The following is a 20,107-nucleotide window of genomic DNA, read 5'->3' as shown; positions in this document are numbered from 1 at the left end:
TCAGATCTCGTAGATTATAGCGTTCGGATCCTCAATAACCTTTTTCAGATCCACTATGAACCTGGTTGCAACCGCACCGTCTATCAGCCTGTGATCGCATGAGAGCGAGAGGTACATATACTTCCTTCCGTCTCGTTCGAATACCCTGTGCACTCCAAGTATAGCAACCTCTGGGTAGTTGATTATGGGTGTGGACATTATGCCTCCGATGGTACCGACGTTGGTTATTGTGAACGTTGAATCCTGGACTTCATCCAGCTGAAGCTTGTTCTCTCTCGCCCTGGCTGCCTTGTCTGATATCTCGGCAGATATATCAACCATGCTCTTGCGGTCCGCGTCCTTTATCACAAAGACGTTGAGCCCATCCGGCGTGTCAACGGCTATGCCTATGTTGTAGTATTTTTTCAGGAGATAAATCCTGCGGGATTCGTCGTATACCGCGTTGAGATACGGGTACTGTTTCAGCACGGATGGAACGATCCTGGTCAGGAAACCCGTCACCGTGACCTTCCTGTTTCTTGACCTTGCGGAGTCCAGGATCGCCATCATCGATGTGACGTCAACCTCCTCCATGACGGTGAAGTGCGGCATTATCTGCTTTGCCTTGGTCATCTTGTCGAATATGATGCGCCTGAGGCCGTGCATCTCAAGGATCTCCTCCCTTCCGGCGGCCGGTTTCTGCGCTGGGATCTGTGGAGCCGTGTGGACTGCCTCGGGCTTTGCCGCGGCTGGAGCCTGGGAAGGTGCTGGAGACTTCATGTACCTCTCGAGGTCGTCCAGCGTCACACGGCCGCCATCTCCAGTCCCACTGACCTTTGAAAGGTCTATACCGTTCTCCCTCGCTATTCTCCTAACCGCCGGGCTGGCAAGCACATGGCCTGATATCTCCGGCAGCGGTACCTGCTTTACCTCCACCTGCTGCACTGCCTGACCCGCGCCCTCCACTTGCCCGGAAGGCTGCTGCGGCTGTTCTGCCTCGCCCGTATCGATCTGGAGAAGGGCCGATCCCACAGGAACCACCTGCCCCTCCCTGTAGAGTATCTTCGCTATCTTTCCCCTGACCGGCGAGGGTATCTTGACGGTGACCTTGTCCGTCATTATCTCCACAAGGTCCTGATCCTTTTCAACAAGATCGCCCTCTTTGACATCCCATTTCACTATTTCGCCCTCTGTGACTCCCTCACCTATGTCTGGTAGTTTGAACTCGTACATATCATCACCTGAATGCCATAACCCTGTCTAGAGCTGCATTTATCCTTGCCTCATTTGGCAGATAGTAGTCCTCAAGCCTGTACGGGAAAGGTGTATCCGGCCCCGTGACCCTCAGTATCGGCGCATAGAGATACTCGATGGCGCGCTCAGAGATCATAGCTGATATTTCCGCGCCGACACCGAGCGTCCTTGGAGCTTCATGTACTATGACAACACGCCCGGTCTTCTTCACCGAGGATATTATGGTGTCCCTGTCCATGGGTGCTATGGTCCTAAGATCGATAACCTCAACATCGTACTTGGACTTGGATGCCACTGACATGACCGTCGGAACCATGGATCCGTACGTGATCATCGTAACGTCATTTCCCTGCTTAAGGACGCTTGCCTTTCTGAGCGGTACGCTGTATTTTTCATCCGGGACTTCGGCCTTCTGCGACCTGTATAGCCTCTTCGGTTCTAGGAATATGACGGGATCCGGCGACTCTATGGCGGATATAAGAAGGCCCTTTGCATCATATGGATTTGATGGACTCACAACAGTAAGCCCGGCTGTATGTGCAAAGTAAGCCTCACCGCTCTGGGAGTGGTAAAGGCCGCCCTTTATTCCTCCACCGACCGGAGTACGCAAAACCAGAGGCACAGTGTAGTCGCCGCCGGATCTGTAGCGTATCTTGGCCATCTGGTTTATTATCTGGTCCATGGCCGTGTATATGAAATCCTGGAACTGGATCTCAGGTATTGGCTTCAGACCGTTGACGGCCATCCCTATTGCCATTCCAACGATGCCGAGCTCTGACAGGGGCGTATCGATGACACGCTGTGGGCCGTACTTGGCCTGCAGCCCATCAGTCACCCTGAACACGCCTCCGTCCCTGCCGACGTCCTCTCCGAGGATTATCACGCTGTCGTCCTCGGACATCTTAAGATCCATGGCACTGTTCAGTGCCTGAACCATGTTCATCTGCGTAGTATATCACCCCTCTCCTCTTCAATGGCCCATGTCATCTCTGAATAAACATCATCAAACATGGTCTCCGGCGCGGGAGCCGGTATCTTAAGGCGTTCTTCAAACTTCTCGTCTATCATCTTCTTGGATTCATCCTTGATCTTGTCGATCTCCGCCTGGTTCAGGTAACCGCCGCTGATCATGAGCTTCTCCGCTATCACGAGTGGATCCAGATCGCTGTTCTCCTGCACCTCGTTCTTGCGGTACTTGCTCGGGTCGTCCGAAGTGGAATGCGGGCCCATCCTGTAACTCCTGGCCTCGACGAGTATTGGATTTCCAGACCTGGCGTATTCAACGGCTTCCTTGACTGTCCTGTACGTCTTTATGAAGTCGTTTCCGTCAACGTAGACGCCCTTCATTCCATAGGCTTCGGCCTTCTTGTATATCTCTGCCTTTGTCTGCTTTTCCACTGGAAGCGATATTGCCCAGCCATTGTTCTCGCATAGGAATACCACCGGGAGATCGAAGACAGCTGCGAAGTTCATGGCCGCATGGAAGTCCGGAGTTGACGTACCGCCGTCACCGAACGTCGTTATGACTATTCCATCCTGCTTCCTGTACTTCTTTGCGTAAGCAGCACCAACGGCGAGGGGCAGGTTCGTGGCCACCGGGCTCGGCACAGACATGAAATTTATCTCCTTGGCGCTGTAGTGGCTCGGCATCTGCCTGCCCTTTGCGCTGTCCTCCGCATTGCCCATTATCTGATCGAATATCTTCTCTATGGGATGCCCAAGATAGATCAGCATCGTAACGTCGCGGTAGTAGCCGTAGACGTTGTCATCCTTGGATAAAGCCATCGCAGCACCGGCCTGCGTGGCTTCCTGCCCCATCATTGGCGTGTAGAAGCCGACCAGGCCCTGCCTCTGCGCCGTTATGATCTTCTTGTCAAAATACCTTCCAAGCACCATGGATGTGAAACCCCTCACAATGAGGTTCTTCTCATCCTGATCCAGAACTTCTGTCATGCAAACACCCTTATCGATTCCTGCAGAGCATGACAATTGCTAACGCAGTGAAGAAAAATCCCACACGGACTAATAGGCCTCTTAAGTTTGCTCTGCACAGGTAATAATGATTATTAAGTATTTATTACTATTCATTTTAAATCGGTTATACATGAATGAACTTAAAATTAAATAAATGATATTATGAAATGCGATTCAGAAGTTTAAATTCAGGACATGATTTGAATATCTGCGTCATCTGGTTGTTACGATGACCTCATCGTTCAGCACAAGCATCGTGTGCTCGAACTGGGCTATGAACGCACCGTTGTGCTCCTTGAGCACCGGAAAGGCATATAGTTCCTTTGACACCATCATGCTCCTTATGTACGACTTCGGATCGTCTACGAGACCTTCCAGCCACCTCTCCGCGAAGGGCAGCTTGTTGAAGTTCCTGTATATGACCTCGTCTTCCCTGGGTTTCGGCCTGTCGATCATGTATATGTTCCCCGGCTGCCCCTCATGTATCATGCCTATGCCTGTGGATGCGAATGGCTCTATGGCTATCGCATGATCCGGCTGCAGCCTGACCACATTTCCATCGTCATAATTTGGTATAAATATGGATGCGTGCAGATCGTAGCGTTCAACGCCATGCCCACCAAGATTCCTAACAGGTTTGAACCCGTATGAGTTTATCATCTCAGCGATGCGCCTGCCGATCTCGTTGACGCTCTTCATCGGCCTTACAACCTCGATCGCCGCATTGAGCGCCTGCCTGGCAGCGTCTATCAGATCCGAATGCTTGCCCTGTTCCCCTACCTCAACGGTGATCGCTGTATCAGACATGTAGCCGTCGATATGCGCACCGAAATCGACCTTGACCACATCGCCTGTCCTGAACGTCTTCTTGTCATTTATAGAAGGTGTGTAGTGGGCCGCATCGTTGTTTATGGAAAGGTTGACCGGAAATGCCGGCCTGGCACCCTCGTCTCTGACGAATTTCTCCATGGCGTTCGCAACGTCCAAGAGCTTCGATCCGGGCTCTATCATGCTGGCGCCAATCTCAAGAGCTTTCTTTCCTATCCTTCCAGCTTCAAGATATTTCTTCTTTACCTCTGCATCCATATTTTCACCCGAGTATCTTCAGCCTGTATACAGATGGTTCGACCGCAGAATAGATCCTGATCGATGTCTCAAGATCCGGTCTGGATGTGGTCAGCCTGTGACCGTATATGCCTATTATCTTTCTCATCGTACTCTCGTCATAGTAATTGCTCTTCCTCGATATTATCTCAGCTGACCTTTCAGGATTTTTTGCGATGAAGTCTATGCCCTTCTGGTATTCGTTTAGAATGGATCTGAACGAGGAATCGCGGGCCGCTATCATGCAGGAAGCTGCGTATATCCCGATCTGTTTTGCATACTCCGAATAGCTTTTACCGATCTGTATTTCATTTCCAACCAGGCCCATGCTGCCCTCGCTGGCCTTCTTCATCACAGTGTCAGGATCGGCATTTATCACCTGCCCGGAGATGGATCTAGCAATAAGCCTCGCATTGTAGTCAGCGAGCGTTCCCTTTCTCACGGTGTATATGGTCTTAGACTCCAGGTTTCCTATCAGGGAATACATGTCAATGAAAACACCGGCGATCAATCCCATTCCGTATCTTGTTATGTTTGTTATGGAATCCAACACAACGTCGAAATTTCCCTCCTCTGAGCAGGTGTTGTGCACATCGATATCTTCGTATTCAGATAGAACAAGGAGGGGGAACGAAACAGGTCCTGCAAACGGTGCACCTATCCTCATATGATGGACAATTGCAATATAATTTATAAATAGGTAGGTTCGCTGGCTTTTGCTTCGTTTAAGGCCAGACCTTGATCTTGAACATGTACGTCCTTTTCGCCATGGAAGCATTCACATTCGGATAAATATAAATATCTATATTACCTAAATTGATCATGGTCACGAAAAAGTCTTCAGAAAGCCAGGTAATGGAATTGGAGAAGCGCAATTATAACAACCCAGTGGTTCTATGTGGGTTTGCCGGATCAACACCTACTGGCGTGCTTGCAGCAAGCTATATAGTAGAGACGCTCGGGATGCACCAGGTGGCGCATCTCATATCACAGCACATTCCACCAGTAGCCGTGTTCGTTGGTGGTAAGCTCAGGCATCCATTCAGAATATACGCAAACAGTTCGAATACGGTTCTGGTCGCCATGTGCGAGGTGCCGATATCCAGCGCCCATATATACGAGATATCCAACACCCTGATGAACTGGATAGACCAGGTCGGTGCAAGCGAGATCGTTATAATGGAGGGCAGCCCTGCAAACGGAATTCCTGAGGAGAAGCCAGTGTTTGCGGTCGCAGAGAGGCCAAAGCTGGACAAGTTCAAGAAGGCCGGCATACAGCCTGCGGATTCAGCAATAATTGCAGGTATGGGAGGCGGCATACTGAACGAGTGCCTTGTTAGAAAGATAACCGGCCTTTCGCTGATAACGCCCACCTCCGTGGATATACCTGATCCCGGGGCAGTACTGTCCATCATAGAGGCCATCAACAAGGCGTACAACCTGAAGATAAAAACAGACCTGCTCGAGGAGCAGGTGAAGGCTCTGGACGAGCAGATAAAGAAGATAGAGGAACAGTACAAGGAGCTCCAGGAGAAGCAGAAGGAGCCGCAGTCAATGTACGGATGATCTGTATGATAAAGGTCAGGGGCCACATCAGAAAGGAGATGTCTATAGATTCCGATACCAGGGTATCGGACCTGATGGCCGGTCTTGGCCTGAACGAGAACGAATACGTGGTCATCGTTAACGGGTCTCCGGCGCTTGGCGATCACCTTGTGAAAAAAGATGACGATGTTGTGATACTGGAAGTCTTCTCTGGGGGATGAAGAGTAAGCCATTTCCATGATCATCTTAACTGTATTTATGGATTTTACAGACTTGCTTTCGGAGATTTTTTTGAACAATTTACCGCGGTATTTTCTGACCAGGATTCTGCTTCTATTTAGGGTATCATACGTACAATATTTTGTTTGATCTACTTTATAGATAAGACATTTTCCAGCTAAAGATTATGCCTAAGACGCTAGGTGCTTAATAACAAACTTTCTATCAGAAAACTTTTATATTACTCCTCAAGATTCAAAATCATAATCTGATGCATAAAAGAGCTATGCAAATAAAATGCACCAAAGAGCTTTTTTTATACAAATATTTTGTTATATAGGATAATTATGCATAATAGATAATGTCTCTCATGAAACTACACAATAATTATATATGTATAATTAATAAAATATTTTAATGAAATTTCTATATTTGGTTATAACAGTATTCGTTATACTGTTTATAGCGGCTTCAGAGCAAACTGCATTCGGGATTCCCCAAGGATCGCCGTCTACATCAGAAAACAATGGAATTCATTTAAACTCTAATGCTCTTGATAACAAGAATCTCATTATATCAGAGGGCCCAACTATACCAAATCCACCAGGTACAATAGTAATCACTCCGATTTATAACGCCTGTGTATCACATAATACCACATCTACTATCACGAATAACAGTGTGAACTTTCCACAGGGAAACTTTTACAAAATAGAAGTTACATTCTTTGATCAATATATATCTAATCCCTTTGACGATAGCTATGTAGTTATAGTAAATGGAGTACAAATAATGTCTGGAAACACTCTGGAACTGGAAAATACAAGTGCATCAGAAAATGTAAGTCAATACGAACATATCTTCACTGAGCATTCTTCAGTTACTATCAGTTCACCCCAGTTTAATCCAGGATATGCATCGAGACTAAGCGTTTGGTTTACCTTTTACACCGGCAATGGCGTACCAGAACCCAATCTGATCATTCCAGCCTTTACAGATATAGGCTTTCCAACACCAAAGAATGCTTTTCCAGTAAATGTCCCAATACCGTTCAACGTGTCTAAGTCCGCTTCTGTAAGCTTCCCAATGAACATAACGTCAGCATATCTTAACTTATATGAACAGCAAAACGGAAATGACGAGTTCTGGTATACTTTGCAACCCCCATTCAGAGAATTTAGAATATACATCAATAACACCCTGATAGCCACTGTACAACCCTATCCAAACATACAAACTGGAGGCGGTGATCTATTCCTATGGCAACCTATTCTGCCCATAGGAGCGGTTCTGTATCCTCAACATGTCATCAACCTCAACCCATACCTATCAATTCTCAGAGGGACAAAGAATGTAACGTTAGAGGTTGTTAATGACGAAAATCTATGGATAAGAGTAGCATTGAATTTTATGTTATTTACCAACAACATCCAAAATGGATATGGGAGTGCCAACGTAAGCTTCCATTTCCAGAATAATTATCATCAGACCCCAGAAACTAATCTAACAAGCGAGAGCATACCATTCAGCGCACAGTACCTGAATGATAGCGAATTCACCAATGAAACCTTATCTTCATATGGCTTCATTACAAATGGTAATGAATTGACCGCATCTACCACCTTTAAAACTGTAAAGTTCTTCGCCAACTCTACTGAGTTTGACCCATGTTTCAATATAATTAATAATACTCCTTTTGGAATAGGCTTAGTATATATTCAGCATTTCTATCTTAAGGAAAACATAGAATATGTGACAATAACAAAAGTATACGCTACCAATGGAAATGCCCAAATGATGATAAGTGAAACAAAAACTATAAAGCAGGAATATTTTCAGATAAATGGCACCGATTTCGAGTATCTAATATTCAGCCCAAGCTTAATTGTTATAGGCTTCAACGTCACTCAGATAAAGAATACCAGTATAATGCAATATCAGTTCGGGAATGAACGCAATCTTCATTATAATATCGTAGATTTCAATTACACTAGTAAGGTTGTCACAGGAAATGGGGTATTTGCTGGAACATTGAACAGTGAAAATGAAATAACGAGCTTAGTTTACAACCATGCCATAACTCATAAGATAGTTCTTTCTAGATCCATATCGGATCACAGCTACACAGTCTTTTACCTAAATGAAGAGGCCATAAATGACTCTTTAGTCAACAGGAATGGAAGCTATGTATACATTATAGTAAAATATTTTAAAAGTTGAATGAATGTCTTTTAAATTGACTGAATTCAAATTTTTACTTTTTTTCATGCCATTATTAAGATAAGCGTTTTGTATGTCAATGTTAGATGCCTGACGACCTCTCTGAATTTTCAATAGTAATATGATATTTATAGTTTAAATAGATCTGCACCGAAGAACTTATCGAGTATCGGCATTTTATCCATCCCTTCCCTGAATCTTGTTATTTCCATGGCCTTCCTGAAGCGATCAAGATTCTTTCCTATGGAATAATTGAAAATCTCCTGCCTGACTATATCCTCTATGCTGCGTTGGGCTGTGAAGACATCCACGTAGAGCCTGTCTGCGACTATGTATGGTCCGCGGGATCTCTCCCTTCCCTTCCAGCTGTTAATGAAGTCCACCGCGTTATCCGTATCCACTGGAGGGCCTGTATGCACATGTATCCTGTCCTCTGCGCAGGTGGCTGTTTCAACAAGTACGTATATCCTGTCGCTGACGTCTATTTCCGAGGAGATCACACGGATCTCGTGTGCTTCCATTATCTTCTGCAGTACGGATCTGAACCTGTAAACCTGTGGATAGATCACATCATCGGTGAGATCTGGCCTTGGAAGCGAGTATATCGTTATGCAGGTCCCCCTGTCGTGGTACTGAACGTTCTTTTTCTCATGATCGATCTGAAAGAACCTCTCATCAGGCGAAGATCTGAACAGCTTCGATGCTATCTTCATCCTGGACAGGCTCTCAAGGCCCACAGGAGAGGCAACGTTTCTGTCCGGATCCACAGGATCTATGAGCACCATGGGGTCCTGAAAACGATCATCCTCATCTATGATCACCCTTCCCTTCGCCCTGGAAAAGTAGCCTATGACGTCGTTGAAGCTTCCGAACCTGATGACCAGAAGCTCACATAGGTATCCCGAGAAACCGAAGGTCTTGGCCTCCGCCCCATATACCCCTATGCTTTTCATGAATATCTTCAGCAGCCTGACCTCATCCCTGCCCCTATCGTCAAGGTGTTGATTCACGTATTCTGTGTGGAGGAGCGTTCTGTCAACGGCGCTTATCTTCTTCTCACCGAACCGCATCTTGTAACAGGGGACAACATCTATCTTTATGCCCTCGACCTCCCCGCTGACGTACGGATGCTCCGCATACTTCTCGCGTCCTTCGGGAAGCACGGCATGCCCTATACGGAGACCCTCTGTATTGACCAGATCTTCAGGATAGTCCCGGTCGAACGCTATGAATATGTCGAGATCTCCGTCTCTGAGATTTGTGCCCTTTGCATAGGACCCAACGATAACTGCCTCGGCCCTCAGCCCTCTTGAGGCGCATATGCCGTTTATCCTCTGTACGATGCTTCTGGATATCCTCCTTAACTTCCTCTCCTCATCCTCCGTTGGTCTGTACCTTTCAAGTATTCTATGATAGTCTATCATTTCTGCATCAGGTTCATTATGGCCTGAGCAGGCTCACCGCCTGACGCTTTCAGCGCTTCTATCGCCTTATCCCTCGAGACGTTTGCCTGTTCCATGACGAGTTTTATATCATCCTCAGGAAATGATTCCTCCTTCTTCTCTTCAGGTTCCTTGGGCACCTCCCTCATGGTGCCGACGACCTGAAAGGTCTTCACGCCCTGCGCTTCAATCATCGTGACCTGGGCGTTATCTATAACATAATCCTTCGTCTTTCCCTTGAATATGACCTTGGTGACGTCATCCATCTCCGTTGACTTTATTCCCATCTGCGCCATAAGCCGGCGCATCTCCCTTGAATTCATCCTGCCAGGTATCATTCAGGGACTGATCATTAAATTGTAAATAAAGTTGAGTCTTGAGATCGATGATCGTCCGTTATGGTTCTGCGATGTCTTAAGATAACATTATAAAATTCTATATATAAAATAAAATGTGGTTTTATGTTTACGGAGTTATCTTTATTGCCCTCACAGGGCATACGCTTTCGCACGCCATGCAGAATATGCAGTCCGATTCTCGGACAGGATCACATTTGTCTGTCCTGTACTTGTTCCACTCCTCACTGCCCTTCTCTATCTTGTGGTCATTCCCCGTGCCTGATTTTCCAGGATTGAGATTCCACTCATAGAGGTTGACAGGGCAGACATCCATGCATGCACCATCTGCAATGCAGCAGTCCCAGTCAACAGCCACATGCGTGCCATGTATACCCAGCTTCGTGGGGTATGGTTTTCCATCGGCGTCGAGCCTCTGCATTCCTTCGGCCCTTACGTCATGGCCATTGTGCTGACCGGTTACGGGATAGTCCTTGTCGTTCTCAAGAAAGTGCTCATCTATGGGCTTTGGCTTGAAATCGAGCTCCTCTAGCTTAACCAAATACACTCACCGGCAAGATATTTTATATTTTTATTTAAACTATACGCAACAGTTAGAGAAAATATTGCCGTGGTTCATTCTTCGGATACCTGATGGATGGATACATTCATGGATCGAAGTGATCATGACCTATCTCGAACTTCCAGAGATGGCATTCGTTGTTAATGATCACACCGTATCTGCGACGCGGTGGTCTTCCATGCCTGCTATGGATTGATTTTTCATGATGGTGCTCTGGGGATCTCTATTGTTGACTTCACTTAAATTAAAAATATTTCATTGCATTTTCAACCTATGGATGGAGAAGCCTTAGATGCGCTTTATGAGGCGGCAGAGGCGCTGCTCTGCATGAAAAAATATTCCGATGCCTTGATACTCTATTAGAAGGCTGTTCAGGCTATTCCTGACTCGGCTGGCGCATGGCACGGCCTTGCCATATGTTATGAAGAAACCGGACAGAAAGAAAAAAGCCTCGAGATGTATAGAAAGGCCCTCCAGCTATACCTGAAGGATGCAGACACAGAAGCCGGGAGGGGCAGAAAGTCCTTGCTTTGGGGAGGCTGGTGCGCAATGAAGCTTAACATGGATCAGATTGCGCTTGAGATGATGAAGAAAGCCGTAGAGGAAGATCCGAATTACGCATACGCCCATCTCTCCCTTGCGATTGCCTCAGCGAGAAACGGAGATAAAGATCAGGCAAGAATTTCCAAGAAGAGATACCTCGAACTTGTTGAACAAGAACCTTACGAAAAGCGGGAATGCGAGGGGTTGGAGATGCTTAACAAAGCAAAGCAGTATGCCTCCGAGTGGCTGAAATCGTTCATAATTTCCGTTATGGACAGATACAGGAGGGATATGGAGATCTGCCTGAATTCAGGCCAAAAACAATGATGCCCCATCAAAACCCTAAGGATGATTTGGAAACATACAGCATGGAACTGCTGGTAAAATTTGCCCATGAACCGGACATTACTCTGTTAAGTTTTGATATTCATAATATCATGGGCTTTAATATCATCTTTATCGAAATGTCACAGGTATGCCGTGGGCCGGGATCGAACCAGCGACCTCCAGATCTTCAGTCTGGCGCTCTCCCAACTGAGCTACCACGGCTTTTCAACAGCCTGAAACACGCCATCACATGATGCCCTGATCCACGCAAGCTTGGAATCAAGCCATTCTGGTGTCAGCGTATGGTATATATCTTTATCAATTTTTCCCATCTTGCCCATTCCTGCCCGTGCGCAGTGGATATTATGGTCATGCGCCTGCAGATGTTTTCTGATCGCTGGGAGTTACCATTTCCACAAGCTGTTCCCGTATTATCTTTCCAGCCGGGCTTCTGGGTATCTTCCTCATCTGTATGTATCTGCCAGGCCTCAGATATGGAGGTACCTTTGTGTTGAAGAAGCGCTTTACGCCATTCAGATCCTCAGAAACCACGTAGGCCACCAGCACTGGCAGGCCATTTTCATACCGCATCCCCAGGGCAATATCGTTGACCCCTGGAGCTTTCAAAGCAGCAGTCTCTATGGGCTCCGGGTATATCACCGTCCCGTTTATGATCATCCTTCTCGATCTCTCCAGATGCAGGTTTCCAACTGCATCAATGAAGCCAAGATCGCCGGTATTGTAGAAAGGATCCCCGGACACCATGGCGAAGCGATCCGATGAAACTTCTATAAATCCAGTCTCGCCAGACTGCACATCCCTGCCGGATCTGTCCGTTATGCGTATCTTAACTCCGGGAAGAGGTTTACCCATGCTTCCATCGTAATCTGAATCTATTGGCGTTATCGTGACAGATCCTCCGAGTGCGGTCAAATCGTATCCCACCTTTATCATGCGACCGGTTTGGCTCCGGAACCTCTCCATGAATTCCAGAGTAAAATCCTCTCCCAGCATGAAGAGAAACCTAATCGCCTTCGGTATGCCGATCCTCTTCTCAAGGATCTGGCCGTAAAGATTTGAATTTCCAAGTATCATATTGCTATCCAGCTTCTCTGCCAGCCTCATGGTCGTGTGGGCATCCATGTAATCCGGGACAAGGTTCACGGTGCCCCCATTAAGGAGCGTCATGAAGAGAAACTGTAGGGTTGACATGTGGTAGAGGGAGGATGATATCACTATGTTCTTTCTGAAACCCTCCAGATAGCTGGATAACTCCTGCGTGGCTGAGATCACGTCCCCGTTCCTCAACAGGAACGGGGATTGTGCCTTCCCCGTCCTCTTGACTATGGCCACGTCCTCTGTGTTCCGTTTCCTTTCCGCACGGGCAACTTTGTCAAAAACAAGATCTGAGAATCTGTGTATTCCAGGATGCGATGAGAGATCCGGCCGATCCCCAAGGTATTCCCTGAAATAATATCTCAGTGACGTACCATATGGGGCAAAGTCCTCATCCCTGATGAGAAACATATCCCTGAAGTTGAAGTCCCTGTAATTTAGCATGTAATCGCTAGCAATAACGTACTCAGATCCACTGGATTCTGGGGATTCTCCCGGCCTGAGCAGTTCGGCTGCAAGCCCGATGGAGTTAAGGGCAAGGATCGATACTATGAACTGGGGTGAGTTTCCAGCCATGATGGCCACGTTCCTGTCTATGCCCATCTCCTCGAGATTGTGCGCTAAAGAGTCAGACATGGACAGAATGTTATGATATGTCAGTGGTTTTCCCATGAAGTATATGGCAACCCTGCTCTCATTGTTTTGTGCAACAGCAGCAAATGCATCGTATATGCTCGATCCGGTGCCCATATCCATGACCGTATTAGTTTTCGTCTATATTTTAATGTATTTACCCATCACCCCCGGTATCTCAGATATCATGTCGGTCACCGTATACCAGTACCCATGTTTAGAATAGGCGGCTTCGCCCAATGCCTTGTTCAGGTATGTGCCCATTAGGCATGCCCTCATCGGGTCAACGGATCTTGCCAGGAACGCCGATATTATGCCTGCCAGAAGGTCTCCTGTACCTCCCATCGTCATCCTGGAATTTCCGCCCTTCGCGTAATGCACCTCCTCGCCGTCAGTTATCACGTCCACCGGCCCCTTAAGAACAACTATAAGGCCCTTTTTTCGTGCATACAAAGCTGCGTTATTCTCGTTCGGTTCAAGGCCGGATATCCTCTTGAATTCGCCCTTGTGCGGCGTTATGATAACGTTTCGCCCGGAAAAGCTCCCCTGGAATTCGCCGACAGCGTTGAGCGCGTCTGCATCAACAACCATGGGCAGCTTCGAATCTGCCAATAGCTTCCTCGCGGCGTCCATGGCCTCACTGCTCCTCCCCATGCCCGGCCCAAGGAGAATGGCAGAATTTCCATAGATCTCAGATAGCTTTTCATCGTCCAGACGGTCAACCGGCCTCACTATTATGCCTGGATCGTAGCCGCTAACTATCTGATAGTTTCTCTGCGAGACGAAAACCCTGACGAGATCAAGTCCGATCCTCTCGGCAGCCAGCGCTGCAATGACCGACGATCCATGGAATTCCCACCCGCCAACGATGGCTAGAGTACCGTTCATGCCCTTGTGCGATGATGGTTCTGGCTTCGGATAGTAAAGGAGATCGCCAGGGCCAGCGTACTTCCTCACATCATCCGGTATGCCTATGTCTGCAACGATTATCCTTCCGCTGTTACCGGTGTCCATTCCGTATTTAGTCATGGTGAAAGTTACGGTGATCTCCGGCTTCACGGCACAGTTTGTTCCAAGCCCAGATGGGATATCTACGGAAACGATGTGCGAACCGGATCCGTTTATTTTCTCTATGACGGTTCTGTAGGGATCCTTAGGATCGCCGGATATTCCGACCCCAAATATGCCGTCTATTATTACATCGCATCTCATGCATTCATCCATGCCGTCGAGGCCCACCACCTTTCCCCCGTACTCTGACAGTGCACGCTTTGCCAGATCGGATTTTATCTCCGTTACGATGAGAACCCTGACATCGTATCTTGCCATCAATAGCGTCCCAGCAACAATGGCGTCTCCACCGTTGTTGCCAGTACCTGCAACAACGCAGACTGTCTTCGCATCCGGATAATTATTGAGCACAGCTTCAGCAACCGCCTTGCCTGCGTTCTTCATCAGTGGGTATGTGCTTCCGTAGAGGTATTCATAGTTCAGGTCATCATGCTGCATGTCCACATAGTAGTTCATGAAAAAATATCGCAACTTAGGACAAAAAATTAAGCATCTGAAATCAAAAATATGAAATAAGATACGAACATGGCAATCACCATGAAGTATGTCAGATATGGAAAGACAGCGTCATTTGTCTCTGTTCTTGCGTTCGGCGCAATGACGCTTGGAGAGAAGAACAGGTGGAAGCTTGGTGGCGTCACTCAGGATCTATCGGACAGAATGGTGAAGACCGCGTTTGATGCCGGAATAAACCTTTACGATACCGCAGACGTCTACGATGAAGGCGATTCCGAGATAATGCTCGGAAAATCCATAAAGCCATACAGGGACCAGGTTATGGTGGCCACAAAGGTCAGGGGGCGAACCGGGAATGGAATAAACGAGAGCGGGCTATCAAGGCACCACATGTCCATAGCCATCAGGAAGAGCCTCGAGAGGCTTGATACAAAATGGATCGATATATACCAGTACCATGGCTGGGATCTTCACGGAGAATTCGATGAATTTTTGTCCACGATGGAGAATTTCGTGGATTCAGGGTATGTCATATATCCAGCTATTTCAAACTTCACAGCCTGGCAGATGGCAACGCTTCAGGCTACGGCCGTGGAACGTGGATATGCCAGGTACGAGAGCGCACAGATGAACTACAGCCTGCTAAACAGGGACATAGAATATGAGGTTCTGCCGCTAATGAAGTACTGGTCAATGACGCTCCTCTCATGGAGCCCTCTGCACGGCGGCGTGCTCACCGGGAAATACAGGAGAGGCGAAAAGCCACAGTCCGGGACAAGGATGGGTGACCGCGGCTTCTTCTTCCCGTACTTTGACGAGACCCATGGGTGGGACATTGTGGACGAGGTCAAGAGGATAGCACAGGAACAGGGATGCACGATGTCACAGGTGGCCCTTGCATGGATCACGTCCAAGGGGCATGTTGCGATCATAGGTGCAAGGAACATGGAACAGCTCCAGGAAAACCTTGAGAGCGTGAACGTAAACCTCAAGAAGGATCAGATCGACAGGCTTGACAGGGTATCGGAGATCAGGGAGATATATCCAAACTGGATGGTCAAGAGGCAGAACGGGGACAGGAACTTCGAGATCCTGTCATAAAACTATTTCTTTCCTTTTCTCCAGGCTCTCCTTTATTCTTCTTATGGCATGATCCGCGCCTGTTTCGAAATGTGTTCCTATTCTCCGCTCGAAGGGCCGGAGGTAGAAGGACAGCTTCACGTTCCATTCCGTCTGCAGAACAGTTCTGCCTGATCTTATAAGGACTGCATCTATCTTCGATCCCTTCACTGGTCCCTTCAGGTACGATGTAAGCACAGTCATCCTTTCCGCATCCGGATGAAACGACATGAGGCCCCATGCCGGAAAGGCGAACCTTATCCTGTAAAAGTCTCCCTGCCTTATCACCTGCCTCGTCCCCTTCCAGAACTCCGTTATCCTGCCTGGATCTGATATTATGCTGAATACCTCTTTCGGATCAGCATCTATTTCCAACTGCTTCCTGAATCTTATCATTGTGTGCTCATCTATTCCAGGATTTAAACAGATCCATGCTTAAGCATTCGCCAATATTTCATGCATGAAATTATTCTATGGGCAATTTTTAAGCCATGGATCATAATGCATCATCATGAAGGAGTATGAAACTGAGACCAAGGGAGGCAAGATAGAGAAGCGGGTCTTCATAGATTCTGGATCATTCGTGATATACGGATACGAAACCGATGGCAAGATGGACAAGAAGATCAGGCTTGTGCTCAGCGGCAGAAATGCAAAACGATCATATTTCATAATACCAACGGGCAACAAGAGGAGCCTGGCCATAGATGCGGATTATGAGGACGAGGTCTTCGTGCTCAAGGATGGACAGGCCGTTATGGTCAGGGATCTGTTCGGCGAACGTTGAATTTGACTTCGCCAATTTTTAAATACCTCAAGCAATTCCATAATCTATGTCAGGTATAGTCACCTACGGTTCCTACATACCCAGGTACCGCATAAAGCCGGATGAGATAGCCAGGGTATGGGGAGAGAACCCAGAGCACATAAAGAATGGCATATACATTCTGAGTAAATCCGTCCCAGCGCCGGATGAGGACGTCGCAACCATATCGGTTGAGGCGGCAAGGAATGCGCTGAAGAGGAAGAAGATCGATCCAAAGGAAATTGGCGCAATATACGTCGGTTCCGAATCACATCCATACGCCGTCAAGCCAACGGCGACCATAGTCGGTTCGGCTATCGGTGTTGATTTTTCGCTTTTCGCAGCTGATTACGAGTTTGCATGCAAGGCAGGAACGGCGGGCATGCAGAACGTGAAGGCGATGGTAGACGCCGGTATGATAAAGTATGGGCTTGCCATAGGCGCCGATACTTCACAGGGTGCGCCCGGCGATGCCCTGGAATACTCCGCATCCGCTGGAGGCACCGCCTTCGTGATAGGAAAGGATGACACGATAGCCGAGATAAATTCGACGCTTTCCGTAGCATCTGATACACCGGACTTCTGGAGGAGGGAGGGCCAGCCCTACCCTAGCCATGGCGAAAGATTCACCGGAGAACCTGCCTACTTCAGGCACGTCGTCACGGCTGCGAAGATGATGATGGAGCGCATGGAGACGCAGCCGAAGGACTACGATTACGTTGTGTTCCACCAGCCCAACGGCAAGTTTCCTACAAGGGCTGCAAAGATGCTGGGCTTCGAGGAGAAGCAGTACAAGGATGGGCTTCTCACCCCATACATAGGCAACACATATTCGGGATCAATGATGACCGGCCTCTCTTCAATACTGGATGTGTCTAAGCCTGGAGACCACATTCTCGCCGTTTCATTCGGTTCAGGGGCAGGATCCGATGCGTTCGACATCACCGTCACGGACAGGATCGAGGAGATGGACAGGAACAGGGCCCCGACCATAAAGAAGATGCTCGAGAATGTCAGGTGGGTTGATTACGCCATATATGCGAAGTACAAGAAGAAGATCATAGTGGGTGATGGTATTGAGTGAAGTTTACATCATAGGTGCTGGAGAGACCAAATTCGGAGAACTATGGGACAAATCGCTCAGGGATCTCGCCGTGGAGGCAGGCCTCGAGGCGATAAAGGAAGCGAACATCTATTCCAGGGACCTGCAGATGCTCTACGCAAGCAACAGCCTTGCAGGAACAATAAACGAGCAGAGCAACATAGCGGCACTGGCAGCGGATTTCTCCGGTATAGCCGAGACCCACGTTCCGGCTGTGAGGGTCGAAGCGTCAACCGCTTCCGGTGGTGCGGCCGTCAGAGAGGCATATCTCGCAATAAAGTCCGGAGAGTACGACGTTGTAATGGTTGGCGGCGTGGAAAAGATGACGGACATATACGGGTCCGAGATAATAGACGTTCAGTCATCGATACTCGACAGGGAATGGGAGAGCTTCAACGGTGCAACCCCGGCTGCGCTTGCGGCCATAACCGCGCGGAGATACATGCATGATTTCAAGGTCCCGAGGGAGGACCTGGCGATGATCGCCGTCAACGATCACGCGAATGCATCGATGAACCCTGATGCGCAGTACAGGAACAAGATAACGGTGGATCAGGTTTTGAAGAGCGATCCAGTGGCCGAACCCCTGAACGTGTTCGACTGCTCTCCGATATCTGATGGTGCCTCCGCCATAATACTGGCATCGGATGAATATCGCAAGAAAAACAGGCTAGACGGCATAAGGATAGTGAGTTCCGCCATGTCAGAGGACTACCTCGCGCTGCACAGCAGGAAATCCATATACACGCTGGAATCCGCGAGGATAGCAGCGAAGCAGGCCATTGACAGGGCTGGAATAAAGAAGAATGACGTATCGTTCCTCGAGCTCAACGATTCATACAGCATATACGGCCTTCTTGAGCTTGAAGACCTTGGCTTTGCGGAGAAGGGCAAGGGCAACGAACTTCTCGGAGAGATAAAGCTCGGCGGAAGCCTGCCCGTTAACCCATCCGGCGGCCTCAAGGCAAAGGGAAACCCGCTGGGAGCAACTGGTGTTTCTCAGTTCTATGAGGCATACCTGCAGCTCAAGGGCAAGGCAGGCCAGAGGCAGGTGAAGGGCGCGAGGTATGGTATGCTGCACAACATGGCCGGGACAGGTGCGACATCCGTCGTACATATAGTGGGTGAGTGATCATGGGACAGCTATCAAGATTCTGGAGGGAGAGCGAGCACCGATACAGGCTCCTTGGCACCAGATGCGAGAACTGCGGCAGGGTTTACTTCCCGCCCAGGGAGGTGTGCCCGACATGCCACAGGGAATCCATAGGAAAGATGAAAGATTTAGAGCTTTCCGGTGAGGGCGTTATAGAGAGCTTTACCGTTGTACACGAAGCTCCGCCGAGATTCTCCAGGCAGAAACCGTACGTCCTCGCTCTGATAAAGATGGAGGAAGGCCCGATGATAACGGGCCAGATCGTGGACTGCGACCCATCAGAGGTTGAAATAGGAAAGCATGTCCATGCGGTGTTCAGGCGCATGGGAGAGGATGGGGATACCGGAGTGATCGTGTACGGATACAAGTTCGCTCTGGACTAAAACAATTTTTTCTGATTTTTTTCTGTATCAAATAAACGCCGTACGGTTGACCAGTGCATCCTGACGATATCGGACGGATCCTTATTTTCCTTCAGGAATTTTATCAGGAAATCTATGGTCTTTGGATCGGATGGGTATCCAGATCCGAAATATCCGTATTTCTCATGCAACTTCTCTATCTCGGCATCGCGTATCACCTTGGATACTATGGATGCCGCAGATACAGCAGGAAATGTTGCATCGGCCTTGTGCCTGCAGACAACATCCTTACCCGATCTGCCTCTTATTATCTCCTGAGCTCTCTCCTCTATGACGTCATAACAGTCTATGTAAACCGTACCTTCTGCGTTCTGAAGAAGACTGACTATCTCGTCCTCTTCTATCTTGTTGAGCGACTCCATGGACATGAGCCTATTCAGATCCTTAGGGTAAAGTATCCTGTATCTGACAAAGCATCGATCCATTATCCTGCCAAAAAGATCGGATCTCTTCTTTCTCGTGAGAACCTTTGAATCCTTAACACCGATTTCCCTCAGAAAGTCGATGTCACAGCATACAAGTGATATAACCATGGGCCCGATAACAGGACCACGCCCCGCTTCATCGATACCGCACTGCCTTTCTTTTTCCGTCAACATAGGGCTATAGCATCGATAATTTTAAAGCCTTGTTGAAATTCCCTTGATCAGGGGCCGGTAGATCAGCGGTAGATCGCCTGCTTTGCAAGCAGGAGGCCTCGGGTTC

At 48.1% G+C, this 20,107-nt stretch carries 21 protein-coding genes and 1 tRNA gene; 9 read left to right on the top strand and 13 right to left on the bottom strand.

The window, feature by feature from the left end; genetic code table 11:
• The 5 genes from F6Q11_RS05970 to F6Q11_RS05950 all read right to left on the bottom strand — a co-directional run bounded on the left by F6Q11_RS05970 (position 1) and on the right by F6Q11_RS05950 (position 4,978).
• Positions 1–1,212 carry a dihydrolipoamide acetyltransferase family protein gene (locus F6Q11_RS05970; RefSeq protein WP_297027204.1) on the bottom strand — a complete coding sequence of 404 codons (1,212 nt, stop codon included), beginning with the start codon at positions 1,210–1,212 and terminating at the stop codon, positions 1–3.
• A 4-nt stretch (positions 1,213–1,216) separates the two neighbouring features.
• The gene (locus tag F6Q11_RS05965; protein WP_297027202.1) at positions 1,217–2,176 is read right to left on the bottom strand and encodes an alpha-ketoacid dehydrogenase subunit beta; all 960 of its coding nucleotides are present in this window, start codon (positions 2,174–2,176) and stop codon (positions 1,217–1,219) included.
• Positions 2,173–3,186 carry a thiamine pyrophosphate-dependent dehydrogenase E1 component subunit alpha gene (locus F6Q11_RS05960; protein ID WP_297027200.1) on the bottom strand — a complete coding sequence of 338 codons (1,014 nt, stop codon included), beginning with the start codon at positions 3,184–3,186 and terminating at the stop codon, positions 2,173–2,175. The genes F6Q11_RS05965 and F6Q11_RS05960 overlap by 4 nt, the downstream gene beginning before the upstream one ends.
• A 234-nt stretch (positions 3,187–3,420) precedes the next feature.
• A complete protein-coding gene (gene map / locus F6Q11_RS05955; RefSeq protein WP_297027197.1) occupies positions 3,421–4,293 on the bottom strand; it encodes a type II methionyl aminopeptidase in 873 nt (290 codons plus the stop codon).
• A gap of 4 nt (positions 4,294–4,297) precedes the next feature.
• Positions 4,298–4,978, bottom strand: coding sequence for a DUF3834 domain-containing protein (locus F6Q11_RS05950; RefSeq protein ID WP_297027195.1), 681 nt, complete (start codon positions 4,976–4,978; stop codon positions 4,298–4,300).
• Positions 4,979–5,133: 155 nt separating this feature from the next.
• Here F6Q11_RS05950 and F6Q11_RS05945 point away from each other — a divergent pair, with 155 nt between their 5' ends.
• The 3 genes from F6Q11_RS05945 (at position 5,134) to F6Q11_RS05935 (ending at position 8,295) form a co-directional block, all read left to right on the top strand.
• A complete protein-coding gene (locus F6Q11_RS05945) occupies positions 5,134–5,877 on the top strand; it encodes a proteasome assembly chaperone family protein (protein WP_297027192.1) in 744 nt (247 codons plus the stop codon).
• Positions 5,878–5,882: 5 nt separating this feature from the next.
• Positions 5,883–6,077: a MoaD/ThiS family protein gene (locus tag F6Q11_RS05940; protein ID WP_297027191.1), complete on the top strand. Its 195-nt coding sequence runs from the start codon at positions 5,883–5,885 to the stop codon at positions 6,075–6,077.
• A 430-nt stretch (positions 6,078–6,507) separates the two neighbouring features.
• The gene (locus F6Q11_RS05935) at positions 6,508–8,295 is read left to right on the top strand and encodes a peptide-N4-asparagine amidase (protein WP_297027189.1); all 1,788 of its coding nucleotides are present in this window, start codon (positions 6,508–6,510) and stop codon (positions 8,293–8,295) included.
• Positions 8,296–8,423: 128 nt separating this feature from the next.
• Here the strand turns inward: F6Q11_RS05935 and cca are convergent, their stop codons facing one another.
• From cca to zfx, 3 genes are all read right to left on the bottom strand, one after another.
• Positions 8,424–9,719 carry a CCA tRNA nucleotidyltransferase gene (gene cca, locus F6Q11_RS05930; protein ID WP_297027186.1) on the bottom strand — a complete coding sequence of 432 codons (1,296 nt, stop codon included), beginning with the start codon at positions 9,717–9,719 and terminating at the stop codon, positions 8,424–8,426.
• Positions 9,716–10,075, bottom strand: a complete 360-nt coding sequence (locus tag F6Q11_RS05925; RefSeq protein ID WP_297027184.1) for a nascent polypeptide-associated complex protein — start codon at positions 10,073–10,075, stop codon at positions 9,716–9,718. The genes cca and F6Q11_RS05925 overlap by 4 nt, the downstream gene beginning before the upstream one ends.
• Positions 10,076–10,202: 127 nt before the next feature.
• Entirely contained in the window at positions 10,203–10,634 is a 432-nt protein-coding gene (gene zfx / locus F6Q11_RS05920) for a zinc-containing ferredoxin (protein ID WP_367119335.1), read from the bottom strand.
• Between the two features lie 399 nt (positions 10,635–11,033).
• Between zfx and F6Q11_RS05915 the strand changes: the two genes are divergently transcribed.
• Positions 11,034–11,525 (top strand): tetratricopeptide repeat protein, encoded by a 492-nt coding sequence (locus tag F6Q11_RS05915; RefSeq protein ID WP_297027231.1) that lies wholly within the window; start codon positions 11,034–11,036, stop codon positions 11,523–11,525.
• A gap of 149 nt (positions 11,526–11,674) precedes the next feature.
• On the opposite strand, the gene F6Q11_RS05910 is transcribed toward F6Q11_RS05915, so the two are convergent.
• The 3 genes from F6Q11_RS05910 to F6Q11_RS05900 form a co-directional block, all read right to left on the bottom strand.
• A tRNA-Phe gene (locus tag F6Q11_RS05910) sits at positions 11,675–11,747 on the bottom strand.
• A 147-nt stretch (positions 11,748–11,894) separates the two neighbouring features.
• Positions 11,895–13,397, bottom strand: a complete 1,503-nt coding sequence (locus F6Q11_RS05905; protein ID WP_297027179.1) for a class I adenylate-forming enzyme family protein — start codon at positions 13,395–13,397, stop codon at positions 11,895–11,897.
• 18 nt (positions 13,398–13,415) lie between these two features.
• A complete protein-coding gene (locus F6Q11_RS05900) occupies positions 13,416–14,801 on the bottom strand; it encodes an NAD(P)H-hydrate dehydratase (protein ID WP_297027177.1) in 1,386 nt (461 codons plus the stop codon).
• An 81-nt stretch (positions 14,802–14,882) separates the two neighbouring features.
• Here F6Q11_RS05900 and F6Q11_RS05895 point away from each other — a divergent pair, with 81 nt between their 5' ends.
• Positions 14,883–15,902, top strand: coding sequence for an aldo/keto reductase (locus tag F6Q11_RS05895; RefSeq protein WP_297027174.1), 1,020 nt, complete (start codon positions 14,883–14,885; stop codon positions 15,900–15,902).
• Here F6Q11_RS05895 and F6Q11_RS05890 read toward each other — a convergent pair.
• Positions 15,897–16,316 (bottom strand): hypothetical protein, encoded by a 420-nt coding sequence (locus F6Q11_RS05890; protein WP_297027172.1) that lies wholly within the window; start codon positions 16,314–16,316, stop codon positions 15,897–15,899. The two genes, F6Q11_RS05895 and F6Q11_RS05890, sit on opposite strands and share 6 nt — an antisense overlap.
• 115 nt (positions 16,317–16,431) lie before the next feature.
• Between F6Q11_RS05890 and F6Q11_RS05885 the strand changes: the two genes are divergently transcribed.
• From F6Q11_RS05885 to F6Q11_RS05870, 4 genes are read left to right on the top strand one after another with little or no spacing between them, the layout of a single operon-like run.
• Positions 16,432–16,707, top strand: coding sequence for a hypothetical protein (locus F6Q11_RS05885; RefSeq protein WP_297027170.1), 276 nt, complete (start codon positions 16,432–16,434; stop codon positions 16,705–16,707).
• Between the two features lie 46 nt (positions 16,708–16,753).
• On the top strand, positions 16,754–17,809 hold the full coding sequence (locus F6Q11_RS05880) for a hydroxymethylglutaryl-CoA synthase (RefSeq protein WP_297027167.1): 1,056 nt from the start codon (positions 16,754–16,756) through the stop codon (positions 17,807–17,809).
• Positions 17,796–18,959, top strand: a complete 1,164-nt coding sequence (locus tag F6Q11_RS05875) for a thiolase domain-containing protein (RefSeq protein ID WP_297027164.1) — start codon at positions 17,796–17,798, stop codon at positions 18,957–18,959. Before F6Q11_RS05880 ends, F6Q11_RS05875 begins: the two co-directional genes overlap by 14 nt.
• Before the next feature lie 2 nt (positions 18,960–18,961).
• The gene (locus F6Q11_RS05870; protein ID WP_297027161.1) at positions 18,962–19,363 is read left to right on the top strand and encodes a Zn-ribbon domain-containing OB-fold protein; all 402 of its coding nucleotides are present in this window, start codon (positions 18,962–18,964) and stop codon (positions 19,361–19,363) included.
• On the opposite strand, the gene rnhB is transcribed toward F6Q11_RS05870, so the two are convergent.
• Positions 19,360–20,001, bottom strand: coding sequence for a ribonuclease HII (gene rnhB / locus F6Q11_RS05865; RefSeq protein ID WP_297027158.1), 642 nt, complete (start codon positions 19,999–20,001; stop codon positions 19,360–19,362). The two genes, F6Q11_RS05870 and rnhB, sit on opposite strands and share 4 nt — an antisense overlap.
• Between the last annotated feature and the right edge of the window lie 106 nt (positions 20,002–20,107).

Origin of the sequence: Thermoplasma sp., assembly GCF_008709555.1 — an archaeon.
GTDB lineage: Archaea > Thermoplasmatota > Thermoplasmata > Thermoplasmatales > Thermoplasmataceae > Thermoplasma.
This window is presented reverse-complemented; position numbering and strand designations above follow the sequence as displayed.

Coding starts and splice junctions, on each gene's coding strand:
- F6Q11_RS05970 (WP_297027204.1), bottom strand. CDS start 1,212: ATGTACGAGTTCAAACTACCAGACATAGGTGAGGGAGTCACAGAGGGC.
- F6Q11_RS05965 (WP_297027202.1), bottom strand. CDS start 2,176: ATGAACATGGTTCAGGCACTGAACAGTGCCATGGATCTTAAGATGTCC.
- F6Q11_RS05960 (WP_297027200.1), bottom strand. CDS start 3,186: ATGACAGAAGTTCTGGATCAGGATGAGAAGAACCTCATTGTGAGGGGT.
- map (WP_297027197.1), bottom strand. CDS start 4,293: ATGGATGCAGAGGTAAAGAAGAAATATCTTGAAGCTGGAAGGATAGGA.
- F6Q11_RS05950 (WP_297027195.1), bottom strand. CDS start 4,978: ATGAGGATAGGTGCACCGTTTGCAGGACCTGTTTCGTTCCCCCTCCTT.
- F6Q11_RS05945 (WP_297027192.1), top strand. CDS start 5,134: ATGGTCACGAAAAAGTCTTCAGAAAGCCAGGTAATGGAATTGGAGAAG.
- F6Q11_RS05940 (WP_297027191.1), top strand. CDS start 5,883: ATGATAAAGGTCAGGGGCCACATCAGAAAGGAGATGTCTATAGATTCC.
- cca (WP_297027186.1), bottom strand. CDS start 9,719: ATGATAGACTATCATAGAATACTTGAAAGGTACAGACCAACGGAGGAT.
- F6Q11_RS05925 (WP_297027184.1), bottom strand. CDS start 10,075: ATGATACCTGGCAGGATGAATTCAAGGGAGATGCGCCGGCTTATGGCG.
- F6Q11_RS05905 (WP_297027179.1), bottom strand. CDS start 13,397: ATGGATATGGGCACCGGATCGAGCATATACGATGCATTTGCTGCTGTT.
- F6Q11_RS05900 (WP_297027177.1), bottom strand. CDS start 14,801: ATGAACTACTATGTGGACATGCAGCATGATGACCTGAACTATGAATAC.
- F6Q11_RS05895 (WP_297027174.1), top strand. CDS start 14,883: ATGAAGTATGTCAGATATGGAAAGACAGCGTCATTTGTCTCTGTTCTT.
- F6Q11_RS05890 (WP_297027172.1), bottom strand. CDS start 16,316: ATGATAAGATTCAGGAAGCAGTTGGAAATAGATGCTGATCCGAAAGAG.
- F6Q11_RS05885 (WP_297027170.1), top strand. CDS start 16,432: ATGAAGGAGTATGAAACTGAGACCAAGGGAGGCAAGATAGAGAAGCGG.
- F6Q11_RS05880 (WP_297027167.1), top strand. CDS start 16,754: ATGTCAGGTATAGTCACCTACGGTTCCTACATACCCAGGTACCGCATA.
- F6Q11_RS05875 (WP_297027164.1), top strand. CDS start 17,796: ATGGTATTGAGTGAAGTTTACATCATAGGTGCTGGAGAGACCAAATTC.
- F6Q11_RS05870 (WP_297027161.1), top strand. CDS start 18,962: ATGGGACAGCTATCAAGATTCTGGAGGGAGAGCGAGCACCGATACAGG.
- rnhB (WP_297027158.1), bottom strand. CDS start 20,001: ATGTTGACGGAAAAAGAAAGGCAGTGCGGTATCGATGAAGCGGGGCGT.